Annotated in this window: 30 protein-coding genes; 23 read left to right on the plus strand and 7 right to left on the minus strand. The window is 61.6% G+C overall.

All coding sequences use genetic code 11. From position 1 onward, the window contains the following. Positions 1–3: 3 nt before the first annotated feature. The 4 genes from DESUT3_RS09260 (at position 4) to DESUT3_RS09275 (ending at position 1,711) form a co-directional block, all read left to right on the plus strand. Entirely contained in the window at positions 4–423 is a 420-nt protein-coding gene (locus DESUT3_RS09260; RefSeq protein ID WP_221252198.1) for a secondary thiamine-phosphate synthase enzyme YjbQ, read from the plus strand. A 96-nt stretch (positions 424–519) separates the two neighbouring features. Next, positions 520–687 carry a hypothetical protein gene (locus DESUT3_RS09265; protein ID WP_221252199.1) on the plus strand — a complete coding sequence of 56 codons (168 nt, stop codon included), beginning with the start codon at positions 520–522 and terminating at the stop codon, positions 685–687. Between the two features lie 18 nt (positions 688–705). Next, on the plus strand, positions 706–1,182 hold the full coding sequence (locus DESUT3_RS09270) for a ferritin-like domain-containing protein (protein ID WP_221252200.1): 477 nt from the start codon (positions 706–708) through the stop codon (positions 1,180–1,182). 148 nt (positions 1,183–1,330) lie between these two features. Continuing rightward, the gene (locus DESUT3_RS09275) at positions 1,331–1,711 is read left to right on the plus strand and encodes a hypothetical protein (protein ID WP_221252201.1); all 381 of its coding nucleotides are present in this window, start codon (positions 1,331–1,333) and stop codon (positions 1,709–1,711) included. Between the two features lie 108 nt (positions 1,712–1,819). Here the strand turns inward: DESUT3_RS09275 and DESUT3_RS09280 are convergent, their stop codons facing one another. Both DESUT3_RS09280 and mazG read right to left on the minus strand, forming a co-directional pair. Continuing rightward, positions 1,820–2,212, minus strand: a complete 393-nt coding sequence (locus DESUT3_RS09280) for an FxsA family protein (RefSeq protein WP_221252202.1) — start codon at positions 2,210–2,212, stop codon at positions 1,820–1,822. A gap of 244 nt (positions 2,213–2,456) precedes the next feature. Next, entirely contained in the window at positions 2,457–3,272 is an 816-nt protein-coding gene (gene mazG, locus DESUT3_RS09285) for a nucleoside triphosphate pyrophosphohydrolase (RefSeq protein WP_221252203.1), read from the minus strand. Between the two features lie 219 nt (positions 3,273–3,491). Between mazG and DESUT3_RS09290 the strand changes: the two genes are divergently transcribed. The 19 genes from DESUT3_RS09290 to DESUT3_RS09380 all read left to right on the plus strand — a co-directional run bounded on the left by DESUT3_RS09290 (position 3,492) and on the right by DESUT3_RS09380 (position 18,470). Then, complete coding sequence (locus tag DESUT3_RS09290) at positions 3,492–4,046, plus strand: YceD family protein (protein WP_221252204.1); 555 nt, start codon at positions 3,492–3,494, stop codon at positions 4,044–4,046. Between the two features lie 127 nt (positions 4,047–4,173). Next, entirely contained in the window at positions 4,174–4,353 is a 180-nt protein-coding gene (gene rpmF, locus DESUT3_RS09295) for a 50S ribosomal protein L32 (protein WP_221252205.1), read from the plus strand. Positions 4,354–4,377: 24 nt separating this feature from the next. Next, positions 4,378–5,454, plus strand: coding sequence for a phosphate acyltransferase PlsX (gene plsX, locus DESUT3_RS09300; protein WP_221252513.1), 1,077 nt, complete (start codon positions 4,378–4,380; stop codon positions 5,452–5,454). Further along, complete coding sequence (locus DESUT3_RS09305) at positions 5,455–6,435, plus strand: beta-ketoacyl-ACP synthase III (RefSeq protein WP_221252206.1); 981 nt, start codon at positions 5,455–5,457, stop codon at positions 6,433–6,435. It begins immediately after the preceding gene. 37 nt (positions 6,436–6,472) lie between these two features. Next, positions 6,473–7,387: an ACP S-malonyltransferase gene (gene fabD / locus DESUT3_RS09310; protein WP_221252207.1), complete on the plus strand. Its 915-nt coding sequence runs from the start codon at positions 6,473–6,475 to the stop codon at positions 7,385–7,387. Between the two features lie 20 nt (positions 7,388–7,407). After that, positions 7,408–8,145, plus strand: a complete 738-nt coding sequence (gene fabG / locus DESUT3_RS09315; protein ID WP_221252208.1) for a 3-oxoacyl-[acyl-carrier-protein] reductase — start codon at positions 7,408–7,410, stop codon at positions 8,143–8,145. A 57-nt stretch (positions 8,146–8,202) separates the two neighbouring features. Beyond that, on the plus strand, positions 8,203–8,457 hold the full coding sequence (gene acpP, locus DESUT3_RS09320; RefSeq protein ID WP_225911693.1) for an acyl carrier protein: 255 nt from the start codon (positions 8,203–8,205) through the stop codon (positions 8,455–8,457). Between the two features lie 170 nt (positions 8,458–8,627). Further along, on the plus strand, positions 8,628–9,860 hold the full coding sequence (fabF, locus tag DESUT3_RS09325) for a beta-ketoacyl-ACP synthase II (RefSeq protein WP_221252210.1): 1,233 nt from the start codon (positions 8,628–8,630) through the stop codon (positions 9,858–9,860). A 12-nt stretch (positions 9,861–9,872) separates the two neighbouring features. Then, positions 9,873–10,328 (plus strand): ribose 5-phosphate isomerase B, encoded by a 456-nt coding sequence (gene rpiB, locus DESUT3_RS09330; RefSeq protein ID WP_221252211.1) that lies wholly within the window; start codon positions 9,873–9,875, stop codon positions 10,326–10,328. Positions 10,329–10,428: 100 nt separating this feature from the next. Next, positions 10,429–11,679 (plus strand): serine hydroxymethyltransferase, encoded by a 1,251-nt coding sequence (glyA, locus tag DESUT3_RS09335; protein WP_221252212.1) that lies wholly within the window; start codon positions 10,429–10,431, stop codon positions 11,677–11,679. Beyond that, entirely contained in the window at positions 11,680–12,156 is a 477-nt protein-coding gene (locus tag DESUT3_RS09340) for a deoxycytidylate deaminase (protein WP_221252213.1), read from the plus strand. Further along, the gene (nrdR, locus tag DESUT3_RS09345; protein WP_221252214.1) at positions 12,153–12,626 is read left to right on the plus strand and encodes a transcriptional regulator NrdR; all 474 of its coding nucleotides are present in this window, start codon (positions 12,153–12,155) and stop codon (positions 12,624–12,626) included. The genes DESUT3_RS09340 and nrdR overlap by 4 nt, the downstream gene beginning before the upstream one ends. Positions 12,627–12,648: 22 nt before the next feature. Continuing rightward, positions 12,649–13,758 carry a bifunctional diaminohydroxyphosphoribosylaminopyrimidine deaminase/5-amino-6-(5-phosphoribosylamino)uracil reductase RibD gene (gene ribD, locus DESUT3_RS09350; RefSeq protein ID WP_318836018.1) on the plus strand — a complete coding sequence of 370 codons (1,110 nt, stop codon included), beginning with the start codon at positions 12,649–12,651 and terminating at the stop codon, positions 13,756–13,758. Beyond that, the gene (locus DESUT3_RS09355; RefSeq protein ID WP_221252216.1) at positions 13,743–14,393 is read left to right on the plus strand and encodes a riboflavin synthase; all 651 of its coding nucleotides are present in this window, start codon (positions 13,743–13,745) and stop codon (positions 14,391–14,393) included. Before ribD ends, DESUT3_RS09355 begins: the two co-directional genes overlap by 16 nt. A gap of 33 nt (positions 14,394–14,426) precedes the next feature. Beyond that, complete coding sequence (locus DESUT3_RS09360; protein WP_221252217.1) at positions 14,427–15,632, plus strand: bifunctional 3,4-dihydroxy-2-butanone-4-phosphate synthase/GTP cyclohydrolase II; 1,206 nt, start codon at positions 14,427–14,429, stop codon at positions 15,630–15,632. Between the two features lie 52 nt (positions 15,633–15,684). Beyond that, a complete protein-coding gene (ribH, locus tag DESUT3_RS09365; RefSeq protein ID WP_221252218.1) occupies positions 15,685–16,149 on the plus strand; it encodes a 6,7-dimethyl-8-ribityllumazine synthase in 465 nt (154 codons plus the stop codon). A 7-nt stretch (positions 16,150–16,156) separates the two neighbouring features. Continuing rightward, complete coding sequence (gene nusB, locus DESUT3_RS09370) at positions 16,157–16,633, plus strand: transcription antitermination factor NusB (protein ID WP_221252219.1); 477 nt, start codon at positions 16,157–16,159, stop codon at positions 16,631–16,633. Then, complete coding sequence (locus DESUT3_RS09375) at positions 16,630–17,088, plus strand: M17 family peptidase N-terminal domain-containing protein (RefSeq protein ID WP_221252220.1); 459 nt, start codon at positions 16,630–16,632, stop codon at positions 17,086–17,088. Before nusB ends, DESUT3_RS09375 begins: the two co-directional genes overlap by 4 nt. A 71-nt stretch (positions 17,089–17,159) precedes the next feature. Further along, complete coding sequence (locus DESUT3_RS09380; RefSeq protein WP_221252221.1) at positions 17,160–18,470, plus strand: homoserine dehydrogenase; 1,311 nt, start codon at positions 17,160–17,162, stop codon at positions 18,468–18,470. A gap of 54 nt (positions 18,471–18,524) precedes the next feature. Here the strand turns inward: DESUT3_RS09380 and DESUT3_RS09385 are convergent, their stop codons facing one another. From DESUT3_RS09385 to DESUT3_RS09405, 5 genes are all read right to left on the minus strand, one after another. Further along, positions 18,525–18,869 carry a PilZ domain-containing protein gene (locus DESUT3_RS09385; RefSeq protein WP_221252222.1) on the minus strand — a complete coding sequence of 115 codons (345 nt, stop codon included), beginning with the start codon at positions 18,867–18,869 and terminating at the stop codon, positions 18,525–18,527. 32 nt (positions 18,870–18,901) lie between these two features. Further along, positions 18,902–19,378 carry a tRNA (cytidine(34)-2'-O)-methyltransferase gene (locus DESUT3_RS09390; RefSeq protein WP_221252223.1) on the minus strand — a complete coding sequence of 159 codons (477 nt, stop codon included), beginning with the start codon at positions 19,376–19,378 and terminating at the stop codon, positions 18,902–18,904. Positions 19,379–19,393: 15 nt separating this feature from the next. Beyond that, positions 19,394–20,302 carry a lysophospholipid acyltransferase family protein gene (locus DESUT3_RS09395; RefSeq protein ID WP_225911664.1) on the minus strand — a complete coding sequence of 303 codons (909 nt, stop codon included), beginning with the start codon at positions 20,300–20,302 and terminating at the stop codon, positions 19,394–19,396. 181 nt (positions 20,303–20,483) lie between these two features. Then, positions 20,484–21,773 (minus strand): homocysteine synthase, encoded by a 1,290-nt coding sequence (locus tag DESUT3_RS09400; RefSeq protein ID WP_221252225.1) that lies wholly within the window; start codon positions 21,771–21,773, stop codon positions 20,484–20,486. A 319-nt stretch (positions 21,774–22,092) separates the two neighbouring features. Continuing rightward, a complete protein-coding gene (locus DESUT3_RS09405; protein WP_221252226.1) occupies positions 22,093–23,370 on the minus strand; it encodes an O-acetylhomoserine aminocarboxypropyltransferase/cysteine synthase family protein in 1,278 nt (425 codons plus the stop codon). Positions 23,371–23,465 lie beyond the last annotated feature (95 nt).

Genomic DNA, 23,465 nt, shown 5'->3' on the forward strand with positions numbered 1-23,465 from the left:
CCGATGAAGTCTTACAGGAAAGAGCTGTGGTTTAACGTTCCGGCCCGGAGGGGTTTTGTCAATATCACTGGCGAGGTGGAGAGCTGCCTGAGGGCGAGCAGCATCCAGGAGGGTCTGCTGCTGTGCAACGCAATGCATATAACCGCCTCGGTATTCATCAACGATGACGAGGGCGGGTTGCATCAGGATTTCGAGCGTTGGCTCGAAGGGTTGGCCCCTCACGAACCGATCGGCCGCTACCGGCATAACAACACCGGAGAAGATAATGGCGACGCCCATCTCAAGCGTACCATCATGGGGCGGGAGGTGGTGGTCGCGGTGACCGGGGGGCAGCTCGACTTCGGGCCCTGGGAGCAGATCTTCTACGGGGAGTTCGACGGCCGTCGCCGCAAGCGGGTGCTGGTAAAAATCATCGGCGAGTAACTTGGCGGGAGGGTTGTATACACAATGCGTCTTGTGAATTCCCCCCCGATATGTTAAAAGGATCTATATACTTAACCCCTTAGCCCGGATAAGTCCATGAGCGCGACCATCAAGACAGCCTCGTTCGAGTACCTGATCAGTCTGGCCGAGGAAAAGGTCGAGGGAGGCTACGATTTCATCCTCGACGGATCGACGTACCATATCAACGATGTACTGGAAATTTCGCGAATTGCAGAAAAACACGGCTATATTGTGATCTATTAAATTGGAGGACAGATTGATATGAGCGAACAGTCACCGGCCTGTTACACCTTTGAGGCTGCCATCGAGATGGCGGTGAAGATGGAAGATGAGGGCTTCCGCCATTACCTGCAGGCCATGCGCAAGGTTAAGGATAAGCACGCCAAGGAAATCCTCAAAGAGGCGGCGTTGGATGAGCTTGAGCATAAAAAGGAGCTGGAAAAGGCCCTGGTGGAGGGGACCATCGAAGGTTCGCACTCCCTGGAGCGCCCGGTTCCGACCATGAACCTGGATTACCTGCTCAAGACCGAGGAGCTCAAACCCGATGCCGGAGTGCGCGAAGCGCTGGCCTATGCCATCCACCTGGAGAAGGGCTCGCTGGATTTCTACCGGCGCATGGCCCAGGGGTGTGCCGGCGCGCCGATGGCCGGAATCTTCGAGCGGATCGGCAACGACGAAAGCCGCCATCTGAAAGCGCTCGAGGACCTCTACGAGGAGCATTTTCTCCCCGAAAACTGAACATATTCAGGGCAACCCGCGAAAATCAAAAAGCGCCGTCACCGTACGGCGCTTTTTATTTAATTTGCGCAGAGAAGGGGTTTGAAAACCTCAGAATAGTGTTCTATTATTTATCTGTGATGTTTGGGCTCTTCACTGGGGGTGCACTATGGAGAATCCAGGCGACGGGCTGATCTGTTCGCAGATTGTCATGGGCGTTTTCGCCCTGTATGTCGTGGTCGTCTCCCTGCTGCGGATTATGGCCGAAAGGGAGCATTCCCGCCTGACCGCCATGAAGCGCATCTGGGGCAGAAGCGTGGGGCTGGTGATGCATTTCGTCGCCAACGTAGCCCTGCCCATGGTCTGCGGGGTGGTTTTCCTCTCCAGCGGCATCGCCGGCTTTGGGGGCAACGACGAATTGCGGCGCCACGATCCCGTCCTGCACAAATACCTTCAGCGCCATAGCTCTGCTGCTGCGGAGCAGCCAGCCGAACTGCCCCCGCTGGTGCACCCGGTCGATCTTGATCCCTCGTTTCGGATCGCCCCCTGAATTGCCCCTATTTCCCTCCCCCGCATAAACAACCGCTCACCACTGCAAAGCGTTCTTCCCGTTTGCCGTCAACTGTCCTGCGCCCTTTCGGGGGCAATGGTCCGCGATTCAGAGTCGGTGAATGGAAATGGTGCCTTGGTCCATGAGGCGCTGCAGCCAGACCTTCAGGACCCGTTTGAATAGCCTGCGGGACGGCGGCGCCAGGAGGATAAACCCGAACAGGTCGGTACAGAAGCCGGGTGTGAGCAGCAGTATTCCCCCGGCGAGCACCATGGCCCCATCCAGCAGTTGCTCCGCAGGTATTCTTCCGGCGGCAAGCTCCGCCTGGATGGATCGCAGCAGGTCGAACCCCTGGGTGCGCGCCAGGTAGGCGCCCGCAATGCCGGTCAGAAGGATCAGCCCCATGGTCGAGGGCAGGCCGATAAGGCCACCTACCTTGATAAGCACATACAGCTCGGTGAGGGGGACGATTGTAAAGACAAGCAGCAGTCTTATAAACATGTATTCCTCGAATTCAGGGGGATCGACGTCAATCGGCAGTGTGGCGGTTCGGTCCAATGTGGCAGCCCGTGGCAATTAATTTAAGTATATGTAATTACTTGAAAAAATGTATTGATCAAAAAATAGGCAAGCCGTTAAGGGACAGGGGGATTCGCTTCGGGGTATGGCTGTCAACATGGTTTTCCACAAGTTTTTCACAGTTTTTGTGGAAAAGGCGGGAACTGGCCTGAAAGGGTTAGGCTTTTTACTTCGCAGGGGCACTTCGCCCTTCCTGCGCCTTGGCTTCCCGCCAAAGCCCTTCCAGGGCTTCCCTGGGTGTTTCCTCGATGTTGCGCCCCTGGTGGGCCAGGGTCTTCTCGATATGCCTCAGCCGATGCTCAAAGCGATTCATCGATCCGCGCAGGGACTGCTCGGCGTCGATCCCCAGAAAGCGGCCCAGGTTGGCAAGGGCGAACAGCAGATCGCCAAATTCGCGCTCCATCGCGGCCAGGTCCATTTCCCGGCGCGCCTCGGTGAACTCCTCCAGTTCCTCCCGGACCTTTTCCCGGGCCCCGGTAACGTCCGCCCACGCAAAGCCCACCCTTGCGACTTTCTCCAATAGTTTCTGGGACCGCTGCAAGGCTGGAAGCTGGCGGGGGATGCCGGCCAGGGGCCCCGATGGCTCCCCCTGCCGTTCCCGCTCCCCGGCCTTGATCCGGTCCCACTGCAGCAGCAGATCCTCTGGATCGCAGCTGTGGTCCTCTTCGAAAACGTGCGGATGGCGCCGGATCAGCTTGGTCGAAATGGCTTTCGCCACGTCGGCAAAATCGAATTCACCCCGCTCTTCGAAAATGCGGGCCTGAAAAATGATCTGCAGCAGCAGGTCGCCGAGTTCGTCCCTGATCGCCCTCGAATCCCCACGGTCGATAGCCTCGAGAACCTCATAGGCCTCTTCGACGATGAAGGGCTTGAGGGATTCGGGGGTCTGGGCGGCGTCCCAGGGGCAGCCCCCCGGGGATCGCAGGCGGCTCATGATCTCCAGCAGATGTTTGACTTCGATGCCTGAACGGTCATTTTTCATGGATAAATTCCATATGTTTCGGGAATGCACCCTTGTATCTCAATGCCCCCGCCGATGCAAGGATTCGGTAACGATGAATGGTAAAATTAATCACTTGCATATTTGCTTTTTATGAGATAATACAAGGTGCCGTCGGGCCCTCCGGGAGTGGATGTTTTGCCTTGACAATCGGGGGTCAGTCTTTATACTACCCCTTTTCAGATCTCTGCGGAGCTTTTGTTGCTGATCCACGTCGACGATATTAAAGAAAAGGGCCTGCAGCTCGAGGCTGTCGAGGAAGTCGAAGGTTACCCGGGGCTTCAGCGGTTGGTCGAAAGCGGCGAACTGGTACCGATCGGCCCCGTCGTCACGGCTGTGCAGGCATTCAGGGTCGGCGGCATGATCGAGGTCGACGGCCAGGTGCAGGCCGGGGTGCGGTTGGGCTGCGGTCGCTGCCTGCAGGAGTTTGATCTGCCCCTGCGGAATGAGTTTCATCTGACCTTCGTGCGTGAACTCCCCGAGGTCGCGGGTGAGGCAGGGGAGGACGGGGCTGAGCTCAGCGCCGAAGATATGGGGTTGATCCTCTTTGAGGGAGACGAGTTGGAGCTTCGCGAGGCTATCGAGGAGCAGGTCCTCATGGCTCTGCCGTTGCGGCCGCTGTGCAGCGAGCAGTGCAAGGGCCTGTGTCCGCAATGCGGCATCGATCTCAACCAGGGACAATGTAACTGCCCGGGTCAGGATTTTAACCTGAAGTTTGCGGCTCTTCGCGATTTCAAGGTAAAGAAAGAACAATAACCTACAGGCCAACCAGGCTTGTCGCAATTAACGATGCCGGGCTCGCGCCCGGTTTTTGCCTGTATCCCGTCATGGATTCAGAGTTAACTACACGGCCAGCGTGCCGGGTCACAAGGAGATAGACGCCATGGCAGTACCCAAGAAGAAAACCTCCAAATCCAAAAGAGACATGCGTCGGGCCCATGACAGCATTTCCGCACCGGGCATTTCCGTATGCCCCCAGTGCAAGGAACCCAAGCAGCCCCATCGTGCCTGCGCCAGTTGCGGCACCTACAAGGGGAAAGACGTTCTCGGTTCCGAAGCCTGATAGGGGTTCCGATTGAAGGAGCGAATCGTTGTAGCCGTTGACGCCATGGGGGGAGACAACGCCCCTGGTGTCGAGGTGGAAGGCGCCGTTGCGGCGGCCCGGCGTTGGGGGGTGGCGATCATCCTGGTCGGCGACTCGGCCCGGATCGAGCAGGAGCTGGCGAAGCACCAGGCCCAAGGGCTGAGTATCTCCATCCGCCATGCCAGCGAAGTTGTCGGGATGCACGATTCAGCATCCGACGCGGTTCGCAAGAAAAAAAACTCATCGATTCGCGTCGCCTTCGAGTTGGTCAAGCAGGGTGAGGCTCACGCGGTTGTCAGCGCGGGCAATTCCGGGGCCACCATGGCTGCCGGAATGTTCGTTCTCAAGCGGATCCCCGGTATCGATCGTCCGGCCATCGCCACCATCATGCCCAGTATCGAAGGGCATACCCTGGTCCTTGATGTCGGCGGCAATGTCGATTGCAAACCTCAGCATCTTGCCCAATTCGCCCTGATGGGGCAGGTCTACGCCCGGCATGTATTGGGCAAGGCCGATCCGCGGGTGGGGCTGCTTTCCAATGGAGAAGAGCTGACCAAGGGGAACGAGCAGACTCGCGAAGCGCACGGGTTGCTTAAGGAAGCCCCTTTTCGCTACATTGGATACGTGGAAGGGCGCGACATATTCAAGGGCTCGGTAGACGTTGTCGTCTGCGATGGGTTCGTCGGCAACGTCGTCCTGAAGGTTGCTGAAGGGCTTGCCGAAGGGATCGGGGCCATGCTGCGTCGGGAAATCGGCGGCCGGTTTCTCGCCAAGATCGGCTACCTGCTCGCCCGTCCCGCCTTCGAGGCCTTCAAGAAGAGGGTCGATTACGCCGAAATCGGTGGAGCGCCCCTGTTCGGGATCGAAGGGACGGGGATGATCTGCCACGGCGGCTCCAGCCCGCGGGCGATCATGAACGCCATAGGCCAGGCGAGGCAGTCGGTTGCCAAACGGGTCAACGATGAACTGGTCGCCCAGCTCCGGACCACCGCGGTGGCATTTAGAACCAAGGGCGCGGGCAGTGCAGGTTCCGGGGCGGAGGTCGCTGACCAGGGTGTCTCGGAACAAAGGAGTTCTTGAGTGAAAAAGGCACGCATTATCGGCACGGGATCCTGTGTCCCTGAAAAGGTCATGACCAACTATGACCTGGAAAAAATCCTCGATACATCCCACGATTGGATCATCACCCGCACCGGCATCAACGAGCGGCGCATCGCGGCCGAAGACGAGCAGACCTCGGATCTGGCCACCCGCGCCGCTGAGCGTGCGCTGGAAATGGCCGGGCTGAGCGGTTCGGATATCGAATATATCGTCGTCGGCACCATTACCGGGGACTACCCCTGGCCCGCCACGGCCTGCATCGTGCAGAACAACATCGGCGCCCCCAAGGCCGCCGCTTTCGACGTGTCGGCCGCCTGCAGCGGTTTCGTCTACGCCCTTGATGCTGCGGTCAAGCAGATTCAGGCCGGGGCCATCAAGCGTGCCCTGGTGATCGGTGCGGAAGTGCTTACCCGGGCCATCGACTGGCAGGACCGCAACACCTGCGTCCTGTTCGGTGACGGTGCCGGTGCCGTTGTTCTCGAAGCCCAGGACGGCGAGAACGGGGTGCTGTCCACCCATCTTCATTCCGACGGGGCCTATCTTGAACTGCTCTACCAGCCCGGTTTCGGTACCCGGCACCCCGCGACCACCCAGGGTCTGGCCGAGCGCATCCAGTTTTTGCGGATGCAGGGCAACGAAGTCTTCAAGGTTGCCGTGCGCTCGCTCTCGGAAGTCGCCTTCGAGGCTCTCGAGGCCAACGGGTTCAAGCCCGAAGATATCGATCTGTTCATTCCCCACCAGGCCAACCGGCGGATTCTCGAAGCTGCCGCGAAACGCATCGGGCTGACCGAGGAGCAGGTGTTCGTCAACGTGGATCGCTACGGGAACACTTCGGGCGCCTCCATTCCCCTGGCCCTTGACGAGGCGAACCGCGCCGGCAGAATCAAGGAGGGCGACCTGGTCATGTTCGACGCCTTCGGCGGCGGGTTCACCTGGGGCTCGGTCCTGCTTCGCTGGTAAGAGTCTGGAACAGAAGAGGAAAAGGAGCACCAATCCGATGATCGCTTTTGTATTTCCCGGGCAAGGTTCCCAGAGCCCCGGGATGGGGAAGGATCTGGCCGAAAACTTTCCGGTCGCCCGGCAGATATTCGAGGAAGCCAACGATGCGCTCGGGTTCGACCTGGCGAAGCTCTGCTTCAACGGCCCCGAGGAAGATCTCAAGCTGACTGCGAATACCCAGCCGGCAATTCTGACCGTCAGCGTTGCGGCACTGCGGGTCGTGGAGCAGGAGACGGGTCTGGCCGCTGCCTATGCCGCCGGCCACTCTCTCGGGGAATATTCCGCCCTGGTGTGCAGTGGTGCGCTGCAGTTTGCCGATGCGGTCCGCACCGTTCGCCAGCGCGGCACCTTCATGCAGGAGGCCGTGCCCGTAGGGGTCGGGGCCATGGCTGCGGTCATGGGGCTTGACAGCGATGTGCTGGCTGCGGTATGTGCTGAGGCTGCACAGGGGGACGTGGTCTCCCCGGCCAACTTCAACAGCCCCGGCCAGGTGGTGATCGCCGGCCACACCGGTGCGGTCGAGCGGGCCATGGAACTGGCCAGGCAACGTGGAGCCAAGCGCGCCCTGCCGCTGCCGGTCAGCGCTCCGTTCCATTGCTCCCTTATGGCACCTGCCGGCGAGAGGCTCCGCGAGGTGCTCGACGGGATCAGGGTGTCGGCGATGAAGCCGCCGGTGGTCAGCAACGTCGAGGCAGCGCCCAACGAGGATCACGGGCGGGTGCGGGAGCTCCTGGTGACCCAGGTCAGCGCTCCTGTGCGCTGGGAGGAATCGGTTGCGCGGATGGCCGAGCTTGGCGTGGACCGGTTTGTCGAAATCGGCCCCGGCAAAGTTCTCTCCGGCCTGATCAAACGCATTGCCAAGGGCTGCGCTGCGCAGAGCGTCGAAGACACCAGCGGGCTCAAGGCCCTCTGAGCCCGAAACAGGAGATCGAAATGCTCAAAGACAAGGTAGTCATCGTCACCGGCGCCTCCCGGGGGATTGGGCGGGCCGTGGCACAGAGACTCGCCGCCCAGGGGGCGCGGATCGTGGCCTCGGCGCGCAATGCGCAGCTCCTCGAGGAATTGGTCGCGGAGATCCAGGGCCAGGGGGGGGAAGCCCTCGCGGTGGTTGGCGACGTCGCGGTGACCGCCGATGCCGACAAGCTGGTCGATGCCGCCGTAAAGGCCTACGGCCGGGTCGACGTTCTGGTCAACAATGCAGGGATTACCCGGGACGGGCTGCTGCTGCGGATGAAGGATGAGGATTGGGATGTCGTGCTCGACGTCAACCTCAAAGGGGCTTTTCTCTGCACCCGGGCCGCGGCCAAGGTCATGAGCAAGCAGCGCAGCGGCCGGATCATCAATATTTCGTCGGTCGTCGGAGAGATGGGCAACGCCGGCCAGGCCAACTACTGCGCCAGCAAGGCGGGGCTGCTGGGCCTGACCAAATCGGTCGCCCGCGAATTGGCCCGGCGCAACGTGACGGTTAACGCCATCACTCCCGGATTCATCGCTACCGACATGACCGACGAACTCCCCGAAAAGACCCGCCAGGAGCTGGCGGCCCAGATTCCCCTCGGGCGCCTGGGAGAAGCTGAAGATATTGCGCATGCCGTATTGTTTCTCGCCTCCGACCAGTCCGGGTATATCACCGGGCAGGTGCTGGGCGTGAACGGCGGCATGCATATGTAAAAGGGCTGCAGTTAATCAAGGAACATAAAATTCGCTCGATTTGGAATCGGCGCGAACATCAACAAGGAGGTGAAGCAGATGGCTTCTATTGCTGAAAGAGTAAAACAGATTGTTGCCGAGCAGTTGGGTGTTGACGAGGAGCAGGTTACCAACGAGGCGTCCTTCATGGACGACCTGGGTGCCGATTCCCTGGATACCGTCGAGCTGGTCATGGCTCTGGAGGAAGAGTTCGACATCGAGATCTCTGACGAAGACGCTGAAAAAATCCAGACCGTTCAGGATGCTGTGGACTACATCAGCGAAAATTCCTGAGGCGCTTGAGAGGGGAGGAGGAGACGGGTGTTTCCTCCTCCTTGCCCCAAGGGGCAGAAACATTACCGGAATAAACCTTGGCCGTGGGGGAAAGTTGTTATTTCTCAACGGCTTGGGTTACAATTTCTCAGAAAAGGGTTTAAGGCCCGACGGAGAGGGATCTATCCATCATGCGTAGAGTCGTCGTCACGGGGGTTGGGGTTGTCTCCGCCCTTGGTACCGGAGTCGAGAAAAACTGGACCGCCCTGATGAAGGGCCAATCCGGCATCGACCGCATTACCCGCTTTGATGCTTCCGACCTGCCGACCCAGATCGCTGGTGAAGTCAAGGACTTCGACCCCGAGGTGTACATCAACAAGAAAGAGGTCAAGAAAATGGACCTCTTTATCCAGTACGCCATGGGCGCCGCAGATATGGCCATGCAGGACTCTGGTTTGCAGGTCACCGACGAAAATGCCGAACGCGTCGGAGTCCTCGTCGGTTCGGGCCTGGGCGGTCTGCCCACGATTGAGAAATACCACCAGGCGATGATGGAAGGCGGCTACAAGAAAATCAGCCCCTTTTTCATCCCCATGCTGATTATCAACCTCGCGCCGGGGCAGATTTCCATCCGTTACGGCGCCAAGGGCCCCAATGTGTCGTCGGTTTCCGCCTGCGCTACCGGGACTCACTCCATCGGCGACGCCTTCCGCATGATTCAGCGCGGCGATGCCGATGCGATGATTGCCGGGGGGACCGAATCGACCATCACTCCCATGGCCGTTGGCGGATTCAACGTCATGAAGGCCCTGTCCACCCGCAACGAATCGCCCGGCGAGGCCAGCCGCCCCTTCGAAAAGAACCGCGACGGCTTCGTCATGGCCGAGGGTGCCGGGATCGTGATTCTCGAAGAATACGAGATGGCCAAGAAGCGCGGCGCCAAGATTTACGCCGAGGTGATCGGCTACGGGCTGACCAGCGACGCCTATCACCTGACCGCTCCCGCGCCCGAGGGCGAGGGGGCCGCGCGCTGCATGAAGATGGCCCTGGCCGGAGCGGGGCTCGCCCCTTCGGAGGTCGATTACATCAATGCCCACGGCACCTCGACCCCCTTCAACGATCTGTACGAGACCAAGGCCATCAAAACGGTCCTGGGCGAACAGGCCGGCAAGGTGATGGTCAGTTCTACCAAGAGCATGACCGGCCACGCCCTCGGCGCCGCCGGGGGGATCGAGGCGGTCTACTCGGTGCTGGCCATCGACCGTGGGGAGGTCCCGCCCACCATCAACTACCAGGATGTGGACCCCGAGTGCGATCTCGACTATGTGCCCAACGAGGCGCGGCGGGCCCAGGTTCGCGCGGTGCTCAGCAACTCTTTCGGGTTCGGCGGCACCAACGCCACCCTGTTGTTCCGCAAGGTTTAAGGGGGCTCCGGGATGTTTCTCATTGCCAGTGATCACGGGGGCCTCGAACTCAAGGAATCCATCAAGAACTTCCTCGAGGGCCGGGGGATCGAGGTGCGCGACCTGGGAACCATGAACGGCGACTCGGTGGACTATCCCGACTACGGGGCCAAGGTGGGGCGCGCCGTCTCCCTTGGGGAGGCGCAGAAGGGGATCTTGATCTGCGGTACCGGGATCGGCATGTCCATCGTCGCCAACAAGTTTCCCGGTGTCCGGGCGGCCCTGATCAGCGATGAATTCACCGCGCGCATGTCCAAGGAGCACAACAACGCCAACATCATCGTGATGGGGGGGCGGGTGTTGAGCACCCGGGAGGCTTGCGACATGGTTGCCGCCTGGCTGGACGCCAACTTCGAAGGGGGGCGGCACCAAAGACGCCTGGAAAAAATCGCCCAGATAGAACAGGACGTTCGGCAGGGCAGAATCTAAACGGCTCAAGAGCCGAATGGGCAGGCCGCCGGCCTGCCCATTCGTTTTCCAACCAACTGCAATGACAGGGCGCTTCTAACCTGCCCGGAGGATAAGGAACATGTCCGACATGCTCAATCAATTTGACCCGGAAATCGCCGCCACCATCGTCAGGGAGACCGAACGCCAGGAGTACAACCTGGAATTCATCGCCTCGGAAAACTTCGTCAGCGAAAACGTCCTCGAGGCCCAGGGCTCGGTGCTGACCAACAAATACGCCGAAGGTTACCCCGGCAAGCGCTATTATGGCGGCTGCGAGTTCGTCGACGTGGCTGAGCAGCTGGCCATCGATCGCGCCTGCCAGCTGTTCGGCGCCGAGCACGCCAACGTGCAGCCCCATTCGGGTTCCCAGGCCAACATGGCCGTCTATTTCGCCACCTGCCAGCCGGGAGACACGGTACTGGGGATGAACCTGGCCCACGGCGGCCACCTGACCCATGGTTCTCCGGTCAACTTTTCCGGCAAGTTGTACAACATCGTGCCTTACGGCGTGAAAAAGGAGACCGGCACCATCGACTATGAGGAGGTCGAAAGGCTGGCGGTCGAGAACAAGCCCAAGCTGATCGTGGTCGGCGCCAGCGCCTACCCCCGGGAGATCGACTTCCCCGCCTTCCGGCGGATTGCCGACAAGGTCGGCGCCATGGTCATGGTCGACATGGCCCACATCGCCGGGCTGGTCGCCGCCGGGGTCCATCCCAACCCGGTTCCCTACGCCGAATTCGTCACCACCACCACCCACAAGACCCTGCGCGGCCCCCGCGGCGGGATGATCCTGTGCCGCGAGGAGTTTGCCAAAAAACTCAACAGCAACATCTTCCCCGGTATCCAGGGCGGCCCGCTGATGCACGTCATCGCCGCCAAGGCTGTGGCCTTCAAGGAGGCCCTCGCCCCCGAGTTCAAGCAATACGCGCGGCAGGTGGTGGACAATGCCCAGGCTCTTGCCGCCGGGCTGATGAAACGCGGCTTCAATCTGGTTTCCGGTGGTACCGACAACCACCTGATGCTGGTCGACCTCTCGGGCACCGAGATCACCGGCAAGGTGGCCGAAGAGACCCTGGAGATGGCCGGGATCACCGTCAACAAGAACGCCGTTCCCTTCGACACCCGCTCGCCCTTCGTGACCAGCGGCTTCCGCATCGGCACGCCGGCAACCACCACCCGGGGCCTCAAAGAGGCCGAAATGGAAAAGGTGGCCGAATGGATCGGCCGGGCCCTGAAAAACATCGGCAATGAGGCGGAACTGGAGAGCATCCGCGAGGAAATCAAGGAACTCTGCCAGGCATTCCCCCTCTACGCCCACCGGCTGGTCTAGATGGAGCGCCCCTCCTGGGAAGAGTACTTCATGGATATCGCCCGACTGGTGGCCAGGCGCTCGACCTGCCTGCGCCGCCAGGTCGGCGCCGTGGTGGTCAAGGAGAAGAACATCCTGGCCACTGGCTACAACGGCACCCCTTCGGGGATCACCCACTGCTCCGAAGTCGGCTGCCTGCGGCAGAAGCTCGGGGTCCCCTCCGGTGAACGCCATGAACTCTGCCGGGGCCTGCATGCCGAACAGAATGCGATCATCCAGGCGGCCAAGCACGGCATCAACATCGGCGGGGCGACCATCTACTGCACCAATTCTCCCTGCGTGATCTGCTCCAAGATGATCATCAACGCCGGGGTGACGAGAATCGTCTATCTGGAGGGGTATCCGGACAATCTCTCCACCGAAATGCTCCGCGAGTCCGGGATCGAGGTGATGGCTTTTGCAGAGTTGCTCGCCGGAGGCAGGGAGGTCGGCAAATGAAATGTCCATTCTGCGGCTTCGCCGATACCAAGGTCATCGACTCGCGTCTCGGCAAAGAGGGGAACAATATTCGCCGGCGCCGTGAATGCGTGGACTGCGAGCGGCGCTTCACCACCTACGAACGGATCGAGGAGACCCTGCCGCTGGTGGTGAAAAAGGATGGCAGGCGCGAGCCCTTCGACCGCACCAAGATCATCAGCGGCATGAAAAAGGCCTGCGAGAAGAGACCGGTCTCCATCGCCACCATCGAGAAAATGGTGGAGCGGCTGGAGGTTTATTTCCAGGAGTGCGGCGACAAGGAGATCGACGCCAGCCGCATCGGCGAAAAGGTCATGGAGGCCCTGCATGAGATCGACGAGGTTGCCTATGTGCGCTTCGCTTCGGTCTATCGGCAGTTCAAGGACATCAACGAATTCATGCGGGAACTGACCGAAATTCTCGCCAAGGGAGGTGGGACGCCCCCCGCCTGAAAAGCATTCCCGTATGGAGACCATGCCCTCAACCGAAAGCTTCATGCGACTGGCCCTGGACCTGGCCCGCCGGGGCGAGGGCCGGACCCGCCCCAATCCCGCGGTCGGTGCGCTCATCGTGCGCGACGGCCAGGTGGTCGGCGAGGGCTTTCATCCCCAGGCCGGCCAGCCCCACGCCGAAATCTTCGCCCTGCGCCAGGCCGGCGACCTCGCCCGCGGCGCCGATCTCTACGTCACCCTCGAGCCCTGCTCCCATCACGGACGAACCGGCCCCTGCGCCGCAGCGGTCATCGCCGGCGGCCTGGCGCGGGTGTTTGTCGGGACCCGGGATCCCAATCCGCTGGTCAGCGGGCGCGGCATCGAGATGCTGCGCAGTGCCGGCATCGAGGTGACGACCGGGATTCTCGAGAGTGAATGCCGGCGGCTGATCGCGCCCTTTGCCAAGCACGTGACCAGCGGCCGCCCCTACCTGATCCTCAAATCGGCCATGACCCTGGACGGCAACACCGCCACCCGCAGCGGGGACTCCCAGTGGATTTCCAACGAGCAGAGCCGGCTTTTCGTGCATCGGCTGCGGGATCGGGTCGATGCCATCATGGTCGGCATCGGCACCGTGCTGCGCGATGATCCCAGGCTGACCACCCGGCTGCCCGAAGGAGGGCGGGATCCCTTGCGGGTGGTGGTCGACGGCCGGCTGCGGATTCCCGAGGATGCGGCGATGCTCAGGCTCGAGTCCGCGGCCGCCACCCTGATTGCCACCACCGCAGAGGCGCCTGCGGAAAAGGTTGCCCGGCTGCGTGCCGGCGGCGCCGACGTGTTGGTGGTTCCCGGGAAGGACGGGCGGGTGGGTCTGGCAGAGTTGATGCGCGAGTTGGGTGCCAGGGGCATCCAGAGCCTGCTGCTGGAGGGGGGCGCCACCCTCAACGCCGCGGCCCTCGAAGCCGGGCTGGTCGATCGGGTCATGCTGTTTGTCGCGCCCAAGTTGCTCGGCGGCTTCGGGGGCAAGGGGATCTTCGCCGGGGCGGGGGTCGAGCGGCTGGCCGAGGCCCGCTTGCTGGAGGACCTGCGAGTCACCCGGTTCGGTGACGACATTCTTGTGGAAGGGGAGGTGCGGCCATGTTCACCGGGCTGATCGAGGATCTGGGCAGCATACGGGAGATGCAGCGCGGTGCCGACAGCGTGCGGCTCAAGGTGGCTACCCGCTTGCCCATGGAGGAGATCCGCATGGGCGAAAGCATCGCGGTCAACGGCATCTGTCTGACCGTGGTCGCCTTCGGCGGCGGCACCTTCAGCGCCGACGTCTCTCCCGAAACCCTTTCGCGCAGCAATCTCGGGCGGATCTCGCCCGGCAGCCGCGTCAACCTGGAGCGCGCCCTGCGTCTCAGCGACCGGCTCGGCGGGCACCTGGTCAGCGGCCACATCGACGCCGTCGCCGAGATCGCCGAGCGCTACCAGGAGGGGAACGCGGTCCGCTTTCGCTTTGCCGTCCCGGGAGAAATTTCCCGTTATGTCGTGGAGAAGGGCTCGATCGCCGTCGACGGCATCAGCCTGACGGTCAACAGCGTTACCGCCGAGTCCTTCACCGTAGCGGTCATCCCCCACTCGCTGGCCATGACGACCCTGCAGGAGCGGGTGGTCGGCGACCTGGTCAACATCGAAACCGACCTGATCGGCAAATACGTCGAGCGGCTTCTCAAGGGCGACTCCGGCGGCCAGGAGCGCAAGCCGCTGAATCTTGAATTCCTTGCCAAGCATGGTTTTCTGTGACATATTTGCGAGTCACACAAAGGAGTTGAACCCATGCCAATTGCACGCATCGAAGCCGCCCTCGAAGACATCCGCCAGGGCAAGATGGTGATCCTGGTCGATGATGAGGACCGGGAAAACGAGGGCGATCTGACCATGGCCGCGGAAATGGTCACCCCCGAAGCCATCAATTTCATGGCCAAGGAAGGCCGCGGCCTGATCTGCCTGTCGCTTACCGAGCAGCGCGCCGACTTTCTCGAACTGCCGCTGATGGTGCGGGAGAATACCTCCTCCTTCGGCACCGCTTTTACCGTTTCCATCGAAGCCCGGCGGGGGGTTACCACCGGCATCTCGGCGGCCGACCGCGCCCATACCATCAGCGTGGCCATCGACGACGCCACCACCGCTGCCGACCTGGCCCGCCCCGGGCATGTCTTTCCCCTGCGCGCCAAGAAGGGCGGCGTGCTGGTGCGGGCGGGGCAGACCGAGGGGTCGGTGGACCTGGCGCGGCTGGCCGGGCTCAAGCCGGCCGGCGTCATCTGCGAAATCATGAACGATGACGGCACCATGGCGCGCATGCCCCAGCTGCGGGCCTTCGCCAAGAAACACGACCTGCGGGTGGTCACCATCGCCGATATCGTCGCCTACCGCATGCGCAAGGAGATGATGGTGCGGCGGGCGGCTGAAACCGTGCTGCCGACCCCCTTCGGCGGCGATTTCAAGGCCATCGCCTACGAGAACGACGTGGACCGGGCCCAGCACCTGGCCCTGGTCAAGGGCGAGATCGATCCCGCCAAGCCGGTCCTGGTCCGGGTCCATTCCGAATGCCTGACCGGCGACGTTTTCGGCTCCCAGCGCTGCGACTGCGGCGACCAGCTGCATGCCGCCATGGCCCAGATCGACAAGGAAGGCGCTGGGGTGGTCCTCTACATGCGCCAGGAGGGGCGGGGGATCGGCCTGATCAACAAGCTCAAGGCCTACGCCCTGCAGGACCAGGGGCACGACACCGTGGAAGCCAACGAGGTGCTCGGGTTCAAAGCCGACCTGCGCGATTACGGGATCGGCGCCCAGATGCTCTTCGATTTGGGGGTCCGCCAGATCCGGCTCATGACCAACAACCCGAAGAAGATCGTCGGACTCGAGGGTTACGGGCTTGAAATTGTCGAGCGGGTTCCCATCGAGGTGGCCCCGACCGGGTCCAACATCAAGTACCTAAAAACCAAGCGGGAAAAGATGGGTCACCTGCTGGAGAATCTCTGACAACCTCCCGCTTTGAGCGGGTTTGCCCCGCGATTTTTTTGGAGAAATTGTGATGACCAAGACTTTTGAAGGGAAACTCGATGCTAAGGGCCTGCGCTTTGGCATCGTGGTCAGCCGCTTTAACAGCTTTATCTGCGAAAGGCTGGTCGAGGGGGCCATGGATGCCCTGGTGCGGCATGGCGCCGACCACCAGGATATTCAACTGGCACGGGTTCCGGGGGCCTTTGAAATTCCCCTGACCGCCAAGAAAATGGCCGAGTCCGGGCGCTACGATGCGGTGATCTGCCTGGGGGCCGTCATCCGCGGGGCGACCCCGCATTTCGACTATGTCAGCGCCGAGGTCTCCAAGGGGGTTGCCAGCGTCAGCCTGGATTCCGGGGTGCCGATCGCCTTCGGCGTGCTGACCACCGACAACATTGAGCAAGCCATCGAGCGCGCGGGGACCAAGGCCGGCAACAAGGGTGCCGAAGCCGCCGCCACCGCCATCGAGATGGTCAACCTGCTGAAAGCACTCTGAGAAGATCATGGGCAAAGGGGTTCGCAGAAGTGGGCGGGAATACGCCCTGAAAATGATCTACAGTCTTCAGGTTCAGGATTCCGAAGAGAAGGTGAGAAACCTGCTGGGCGAGTTCTGGACCAATTTCCGTTTCAACGACGATGTGCTTGGTGAAGCCAAGGACGAGGTCCAGGAACCGGTGCCTGCCGAGGTGCGGCGTTTCGCCGAAGACCTGGTCCTGGGGGTTTCCGCCAACCTGGAGAAAATCGATACCATCATCGAGGAATTCTCCACTAACTGGGCCCTCGAGAGAATGGCCAGGGTCGATCTTTCACTGCTCAGGCTCACCACCTACGAATTGCTCTACCGCCCCGATGTGCCGTCCAACGCGGCGATTAACGAGGCGATCGAACTGGGCAAGCAGTACGGAACCAAGGAAACTCCCGCCTTTATCAACGGGATTCTGGACAAGATATCCCGGGTGCATCGGCAAAAGACCCAATGAACCAGCTCAAGGTGGTGGATCTTCCCGCCGACCTGCTGGCGGTGGAGGCCGTTGCCGCGATTTATTTCGAGGACGAGCGGCCGCTGCAGGGGCCTGCGGCCCTGCTCGACTGGAGGCTCAATGGCATGTTGACCGACCTGCTGCTGAGGCAGGAGGTCGCCGGGCATGCCGGCGAGCATGTGCTGGTCGCCAGCAACGGCAAGATTGCCGCCCAATGGGTGCTCTTTGTCGGTGGTGGCAAGCACCAGGGCCTTGGCGGGGAGGCCTTTCGCGGATTGCTCAGGCACCTTTTCGAAACGGTGCGCGAGGCCGGTTTCAGGCAGGTCGCGGTCTGTCTGGCCCCGGAGGGGGGGATGGATGTCTCCGACCTGAATCTGCTGGTTATCGAGGCATGCGACGCTTATCTGCAAAAGGGGCTCGACTGCAGCCTGTCGGTTCGGCCGGTCGGGCATTAGGGTCCGGTGGGTCGTGGCAAACCGAGGCCGCGGCGGGATAATATACTGACAAGTTTTGGGAAAGGGCTGTTATGAAAGAAATCAAGGCAGGTCTGCTCGGGTTCGGCACCATCGGCAAGGGGGTTGTCAGGGTATTCCAGAACAACGCCGAACTGCTGGAGAAACGCCTCGGCGCCAGACTCACCCTGGCTCGGATCGCGGATCTCGATATCACCACCGACCGCGGCATCAGTGTCGCCCCCGCCATCCTCACCACCAGCGCCGAGCAGGTTCTGACGGACCCCTCCATTGATATCGTGATCGAGCTGATCGGCGGCTACGAGCCGGCGCGGAGCTTTGTTCTCAAGGCCATCGAAAACGGCAAGCACGTGGTGACCGCCAACAAGGCCCTGCTGGCCCTGCACGGCGAGGAGATTTTCAGCGCAGCCGAGAAAAAAGGGGTCCAGGTCATGTTCGAGGCGGCGGTCGGCGGCGGTATCCCGATCATCTCGGCGATCAAGGAGAACCTCTGCGCCAACAACTTCCGCAGCATTTTCGGCATCCTCAACGGGACCTGCAACTATATCCTGACCCGCATGACCAACGAAGGCGCCGAGTTTGCCAGCGTGCTCAAGGACGCCCAGGCCAAAGGGTATGCCGAGGCCGATCCCACCTTTGACATCGAGGGGGTGGATGCCGCTCACAAGCTGGCGATTCTCACCGCGTTGTGTTTTGGCACCCGGGTGCGCTTCGAGGATATCTACACCGAGGGGGTCAGCCAGATTTCCGCCCTGGACATCCAGTTCGCCAGGCAGTTCGGGTACAAGATCAAGCTGCTCGCCATCGGCAAGAAGGACAACGGCGAGATCGAGGCCCGGGTTCAGCCGACCATGATCCCGCTCAACTACCCCCTGGCGGATGTCGATGGGGTTTTCAACGCCGTGCGGCTGGTTGGCGATTTTGTCGGGCCGGTCATGCTCTACGGACATGGCGCCGGAATGGATGCCACCGCCAGCGCGGTCATGGGGGACGTCATGGCCATCGTGCGGAATCTCGACGCAGGCGGCGCCGGTCGCACCCCGGCCATGGGGTATCAGCGCCAGAATATTGCCGCCTACCCGGTCAAGGCCATGGCGGATATCGTCAGCCAGTATTATCTGCGCTTCACCGCGCTGGACAAGCCCGGGGTGCTGGCCCAGATCTCCTCGCGCCTGGGGCAGTATGAGATCAGCATCGCCTCGATGATTCAGCCCGAGCAGCAGGCCGGCGAGGCGGTTCCCATCGTGATCATGACCCACGAGGCGAGCGAAGCCAACATCCGCAAGGCCCTGGCCGAGATCGACCAGTTGGAGGTCATCCAGGAGCCGACCCGGCTGATCCGCATCGAAAGTGAGCTGATTTGAACAGGTTTCTGCCAGCTAAAAAGGCGCCCCAAGGGGCGCCTTTTTTTGTAGGCCTCAAACCGGATCTATCGCCAGGTTCTCGATGATGTGGCGGTAGCGCTCCTCGCCGGAGATAAAACGGGTGATCCGCAACCCCAGGCCCGCCTTGGGGTATTTGTGGATCATCTGCGGCGGCACCCGTTTGGCCCAGCGGATCTGGGCCTCGAGAATCACCGGGTCCCCTTCGGGGGTGGAAATCTCGATCAGTACTTTCCCGTGAATGAATTTTGCCACCACCGTGCGGACGAACAACCCTTCTTCGGAAAGATCCCCGGTGTAGGCGACCTTTTCAGGGGATTCAGGTCCGAAGCGGATCTGCAACCGTTTCGGGTAGCGGTGTTTGTTCCGTTTGTCCGACATGACTCACCCCCCTGGTTCTCTGCAAAAATGGTTCAGGACAGCCGCCCGTCCTGGCGCAGCGCCTCGTAGAGCACAATGCCCGCGGCGGTGGAGAGGTTGAGGCTGCGCACACCCGCGCAGAAAATGGGAATCCGGATAGCGCAATCGGGATGAGCCGCAAGCAACTCCTCCGGCAGCCCCTGGGTCTCCTTGCCGAAGAGAATGAAATCGCCGGGGCGAAAGTCCACCTCGGTGTAGGATCTCTCGGCCTTTTTCGAGGTGAGCCACCAGCGCCCCCCGGGATAGGCTTGCCGCAGTTCATCGAGGGTTTCCCAGCGCCGCAGGGCCACATGCTCCCAGTAATCCAGGCCCGCCCGTTTGAGATGCTTGTCGTCGATGGAGAATCCGAGTTTCCCCACCAGGTGCAGAACGCTGCCCGTGGCGGCGCATAGGCGGGCGATATTCCCCGTGTTGGGCGGAATTTCGGGTTCGATCAGGACGATGTGAAACGGTTTCTGCGGCGATGACATGGCCTGCATTCCTGGTTACCGTTGGGCCGAACCCGAGCGGTCGCGCCAACGCCTGTGGACCCAGAACCATTGGCAAGGCTCCCGGCGTACCGCCTGTTCGATCTGGTCGGTGAACCGCTGCGAGCAGGCCTGGACCGCCTTGGGGCTGACCTCGCTGCCGAGTCGGAGCATCGGCTGGATCTCAACCCGGTAATGGAAGTCCGGGGTCCGGTAAGCGAACATCGGCACCACGGGGATCCCATGCTTCAGGGCGATCTGGGCTATGATCGGGGTGGTGTAGGCGGGTCGATTGAAAAAGTTGACCTCTACCCCTTCGCTCGGTTTGATGTGCTGGTCGAGCAGCACCGCCACACCCCGGTTGGCTGCCAGGGCGCGGACGATCTTCCTCGCCCCGCGGCGGCTCTCGATGAGACTACCGCCCCCCGCCTCCCTCAGTCTGGAAAAATACCGATCGACGTAGGGGTTTTTCATGCGCTTGGCGACGAAATCCACGGGAAAACCGAGCAGGGGCAGGAAAAAGGTACCTACCTCCCAGAACCCCAGATGGCCGGAGAGCAGAAAAACCCCACGGTTGAGGTCGTAGGCAGCGCGCAGGTGTTCGAGGCCGGAGATGCTGAAATATTTCTCCAGGTCGGCCTTATCCCTGAACATGTCCAGGCGCAGCATCTCCACCGCACTGCAGCCGAGGTGGGCAAAGGTCCTTGCCACCATCTCCTCGATTTCCCTGCTGGACAGCTCGGGAAGGGCCCGCTGCAGGTTGTCGGTGGCGGTCTGTGCCCGTTTTTTCTGCAGGTGGCGGGACGCCACTCCCAGCCGGCTGCCGAAACGCATGGCCGTATCCCGGGGCAGCGCTCGGGAAAGCGTGGCAAGGCCCATAAATAGACCGTATTCTAGCAGGTTGCGAAAGAAACGCTGGGGAACCATCAATCTGGAGTTTCCCGCCCGGAAGGTCCACGATTCACATCCTGGACAGTCGGCGAAGGGTAAGAGATTAAAGAGTAATTGCCGGGAGATACTAGCATGGACCCAGGGCGAGGGCAATAAAAAGGCAGGCCGTCGAGCGGCCTGCCTTTTCGGGTCAGCAGGTAGTTTTCGGTTTGGCGGGTCAGCCCTGGCTGGCTTTCAGTGCCTGGTCGAGATCGGCGATGATGTCCCTGACATCCTCGATGCCCACCGAAACCCTGACGTAATCCGGGGTAACGCCGGCGGCCAGCTGCTGCTCGGCGGTCAACTGCTGGTGCGTGGTGGTGGCAGGGTGGATGACCAGGGTCTTGGCGTCGCCGATGTTGGCCAGGTGGCTTGCCAGCTTGACGTTGTCGATGAACCTGGCGCCGGCCTGGGCGCCGCCCTTGATGCCGAAACCGAGGATCGCGCCCTGGCCCGCCGGGAGGTATTTTTGGGCCCGGTTATGGTCGGGATGGCTCTCCAGCCCCGGGTAGTTGACCCAGGCGACATTGGGGTGCTGCTCGAGGAAACGGGCCACCTGCAGGGCGTTTTCGCAGTGGCGAGGCATGCGCACGTGCAGGGTTTCGAGCCCTTGCAGGAACTGGAAGCTGTTGAAAGGCGAGAGGCAGGGCCCCATGTCGCGCAGCAGGGTGATGCGCATCTTGAGGATATAGGCCAGGTTCCCCAGGGCCTCGTGGTAGACCAGCCCGTGGTAGCTCGGGTCGGGGGTGGTGTACTCGGGGAAGCGGCCGCTCGACCAGTCGAAGCGGCCGCTGTCGACCACCGCTCCGCCGATGCTGGTGCCGTGGCCGCCGATGAACTTGGTCAGCGAGTAGCAGACGATGTCCGCGCCGTGCTCGATGGGGCGGAACAGGGCAGGGGTGGCGACGGTATTGTCGACGATCAGGGGCAGCTTGTGGTCGTGGGCCACCTTGGCGATGGCTTCGAAGTCATCGACGTTGTTCTTGGGGTTGCCGATGGTTTCGGTGAATACCGCCTTGGTGTTGTCGTCGATGGCCGCGGCGATGTTTTGCGGGTTGGTGGAGTCGACGAACTTGACGCTGATCCCCATGCGCTTCAGGGTGTGGTGGAACAGGTTGTAGGTGCCGCCGTAGAGAAAGCTCGTCGCGACGATGTTGTCCCCGCACTTGGCCAGGTTGAGGATGGCCAGGGTGATGGCCGAAGACCCCGAGGCCAGGGCCAGGGCGCCGACGCCGCCGTCGAGCTCGGCCAGGCGCTTCTCCAGCACGTCGGTGGTCGGGTTCATGAGCCGGGTATAGATGTTGCCGAACTCCTTGAGGCCGAACAGGTTGGCGGCGTGCTCGGAGGAGTTGAAAACGTAGGACGAGGTCTGGTAGATGGGTACCGCGCGCGAGTTGGTCGCGGGGTCGGCAACCTGCCCGGCATGCAGGGCCTTGGTGCCGATTCCGTGGGAGGGATTTTCTGACATGCGCATTCTCCTTGTAAAAGATGGATAAAGAAATTCGACCTGCCAGTTAAAAAGCAAGTGAAAAAGTCAAGAAAGCCAAGAGCTAGATCCGTATCATGCATGACCGGGCTTGTCAAGAACCATGTGGCGGGTCGCGGCGCTTTATTTTCTATTTGATTCCGTGGGGTCGGGGCAGGTGGGTGCCCGGTCTGAAATCACGGATTCAGGTTCAAGTCTAGAAGAATGCGTGATCGGGTCAAGCAGCGGGGGCAGGATGAGGGCGGCGGGGGGGAAACAGGCGGGGACCTTGGCCGGTCCCCGCTCGGAAGGGGAAGCTGAATCAGCTGTTCAGCAGCGCCTGGTCGACGTCGGCGATGATGTCGTCAATGTGTTCAATCCCCACCGAAATGCGGATCAGATCGGGAGTCACGCCCGAGGCGCTCTGCTGCTGCTCGGTCAACTGGCGGTGGGTGGTGCTGGCCGGGTGCAGGGTGCAGGAGCGGGCGTCGCCGACGTGCACCACCAGCGCTACCAGCCGGCAGTTTTCCATGAACTTCGCGCCGGATTCGACCCCGCCCTTGATGCCGAAGGTCAGCACGCCGCTGCACCCCTTGGGGAGGTAACGCTTGGCGAGTTGGTAACTGGGGTGGTTTTCCAGCCCGGGGTAGTTCACCCAGGAGACTTTCGGGTGCTGTGCCAGAAAGCGGGCCAGCTTCAGGGCGTTTTCACTGTGGCGCTCCATGCGCAGGGGCAGCGTCTCCAGTCCCAGGTTGAACAGAAAGGAGTTCATCGGCGCGGGGCAAGTCCCCAGGTCGCGCATCAGCTGAACCCGGGCCTTGACGATGTAGGCCAGGGGACCGAACTTCTCCACGTAGCGCAGGCCGTGGTAGCTGGGATCGGGCTCGGTCAACTCGGGGAAGCGGCCGTTGCTCCAGTCGAAATTCCCCCCGTCCACGATGACTCCGCCGACGCTGGTGGCGTGGCCGTCGATATACTTGGTGGCGGAATGAACCACGATATTGGCCCCATGCTCCAGGGGGCGGCAGAGGAAGGGGGTGGCGAAGGTGTTGTCGATGATCAGCGGCACCTGCTTGGCCTTTGCGACGGCGGCGAATTTTTCAAAGTCGAGGATGTTCAATCCCGGGTTGCCGATGGTCTCGGCGAACAGCGCCCGGGTCTCGGCGCGAAATGCGGCCTTGATCTGCTCCGCGGAGGCGTTGGGGTCGATGAAAGTGACCTCGATGCCCATTTTCGGCAGGGTGTTGGCGAACAGCGAGTAGGTGCCACCATACAGGGTGCTGGCGGCGACGACGTGCTGCCCCGAGCGGCAAATATTCAAGATGGCCAGGGTCGACGCGGCCTGTCCGGCCGAGGTGGCCAGGGCCGCCACGCCCCCTTCCATCAGGGCGATTTTCCCCTCGAAACCTGCGGTGGTCGGGTTGCTGATGCGCGAATACATGTGGTCGGCCGCATCCAGATCGAAGAGCTTGGCCACATGCTCGGCGCTGTCGTACTTGAAGGTGGTGCTCTGAATGATGGGCAGTATCCTGGGTTGGGTGGCCTCGGGGGAATAGCCCCCCTGGATGGCCTGGGTTTCGATCTTCCAGCTTTCCTTCACGGCATACCCTCCTTCTGCATGGGGATTTGATCATCCGAAGCCCGGATGATAGCAGAATTTCCCGGTAATCAAAGGGAAAACTTGTGGCTTTTCCC

Origin of the sequence: Desulfuromonas versatilis (assembly GCF_019704135.1) — a bacterium.
Lineage (GTDB): Bacteria > Desulfobacterota > Desulfuromonadia > Desulfuromonadales > NIT-T3 > Desulfuromonas_A > Desulfuromonas_A versatilis.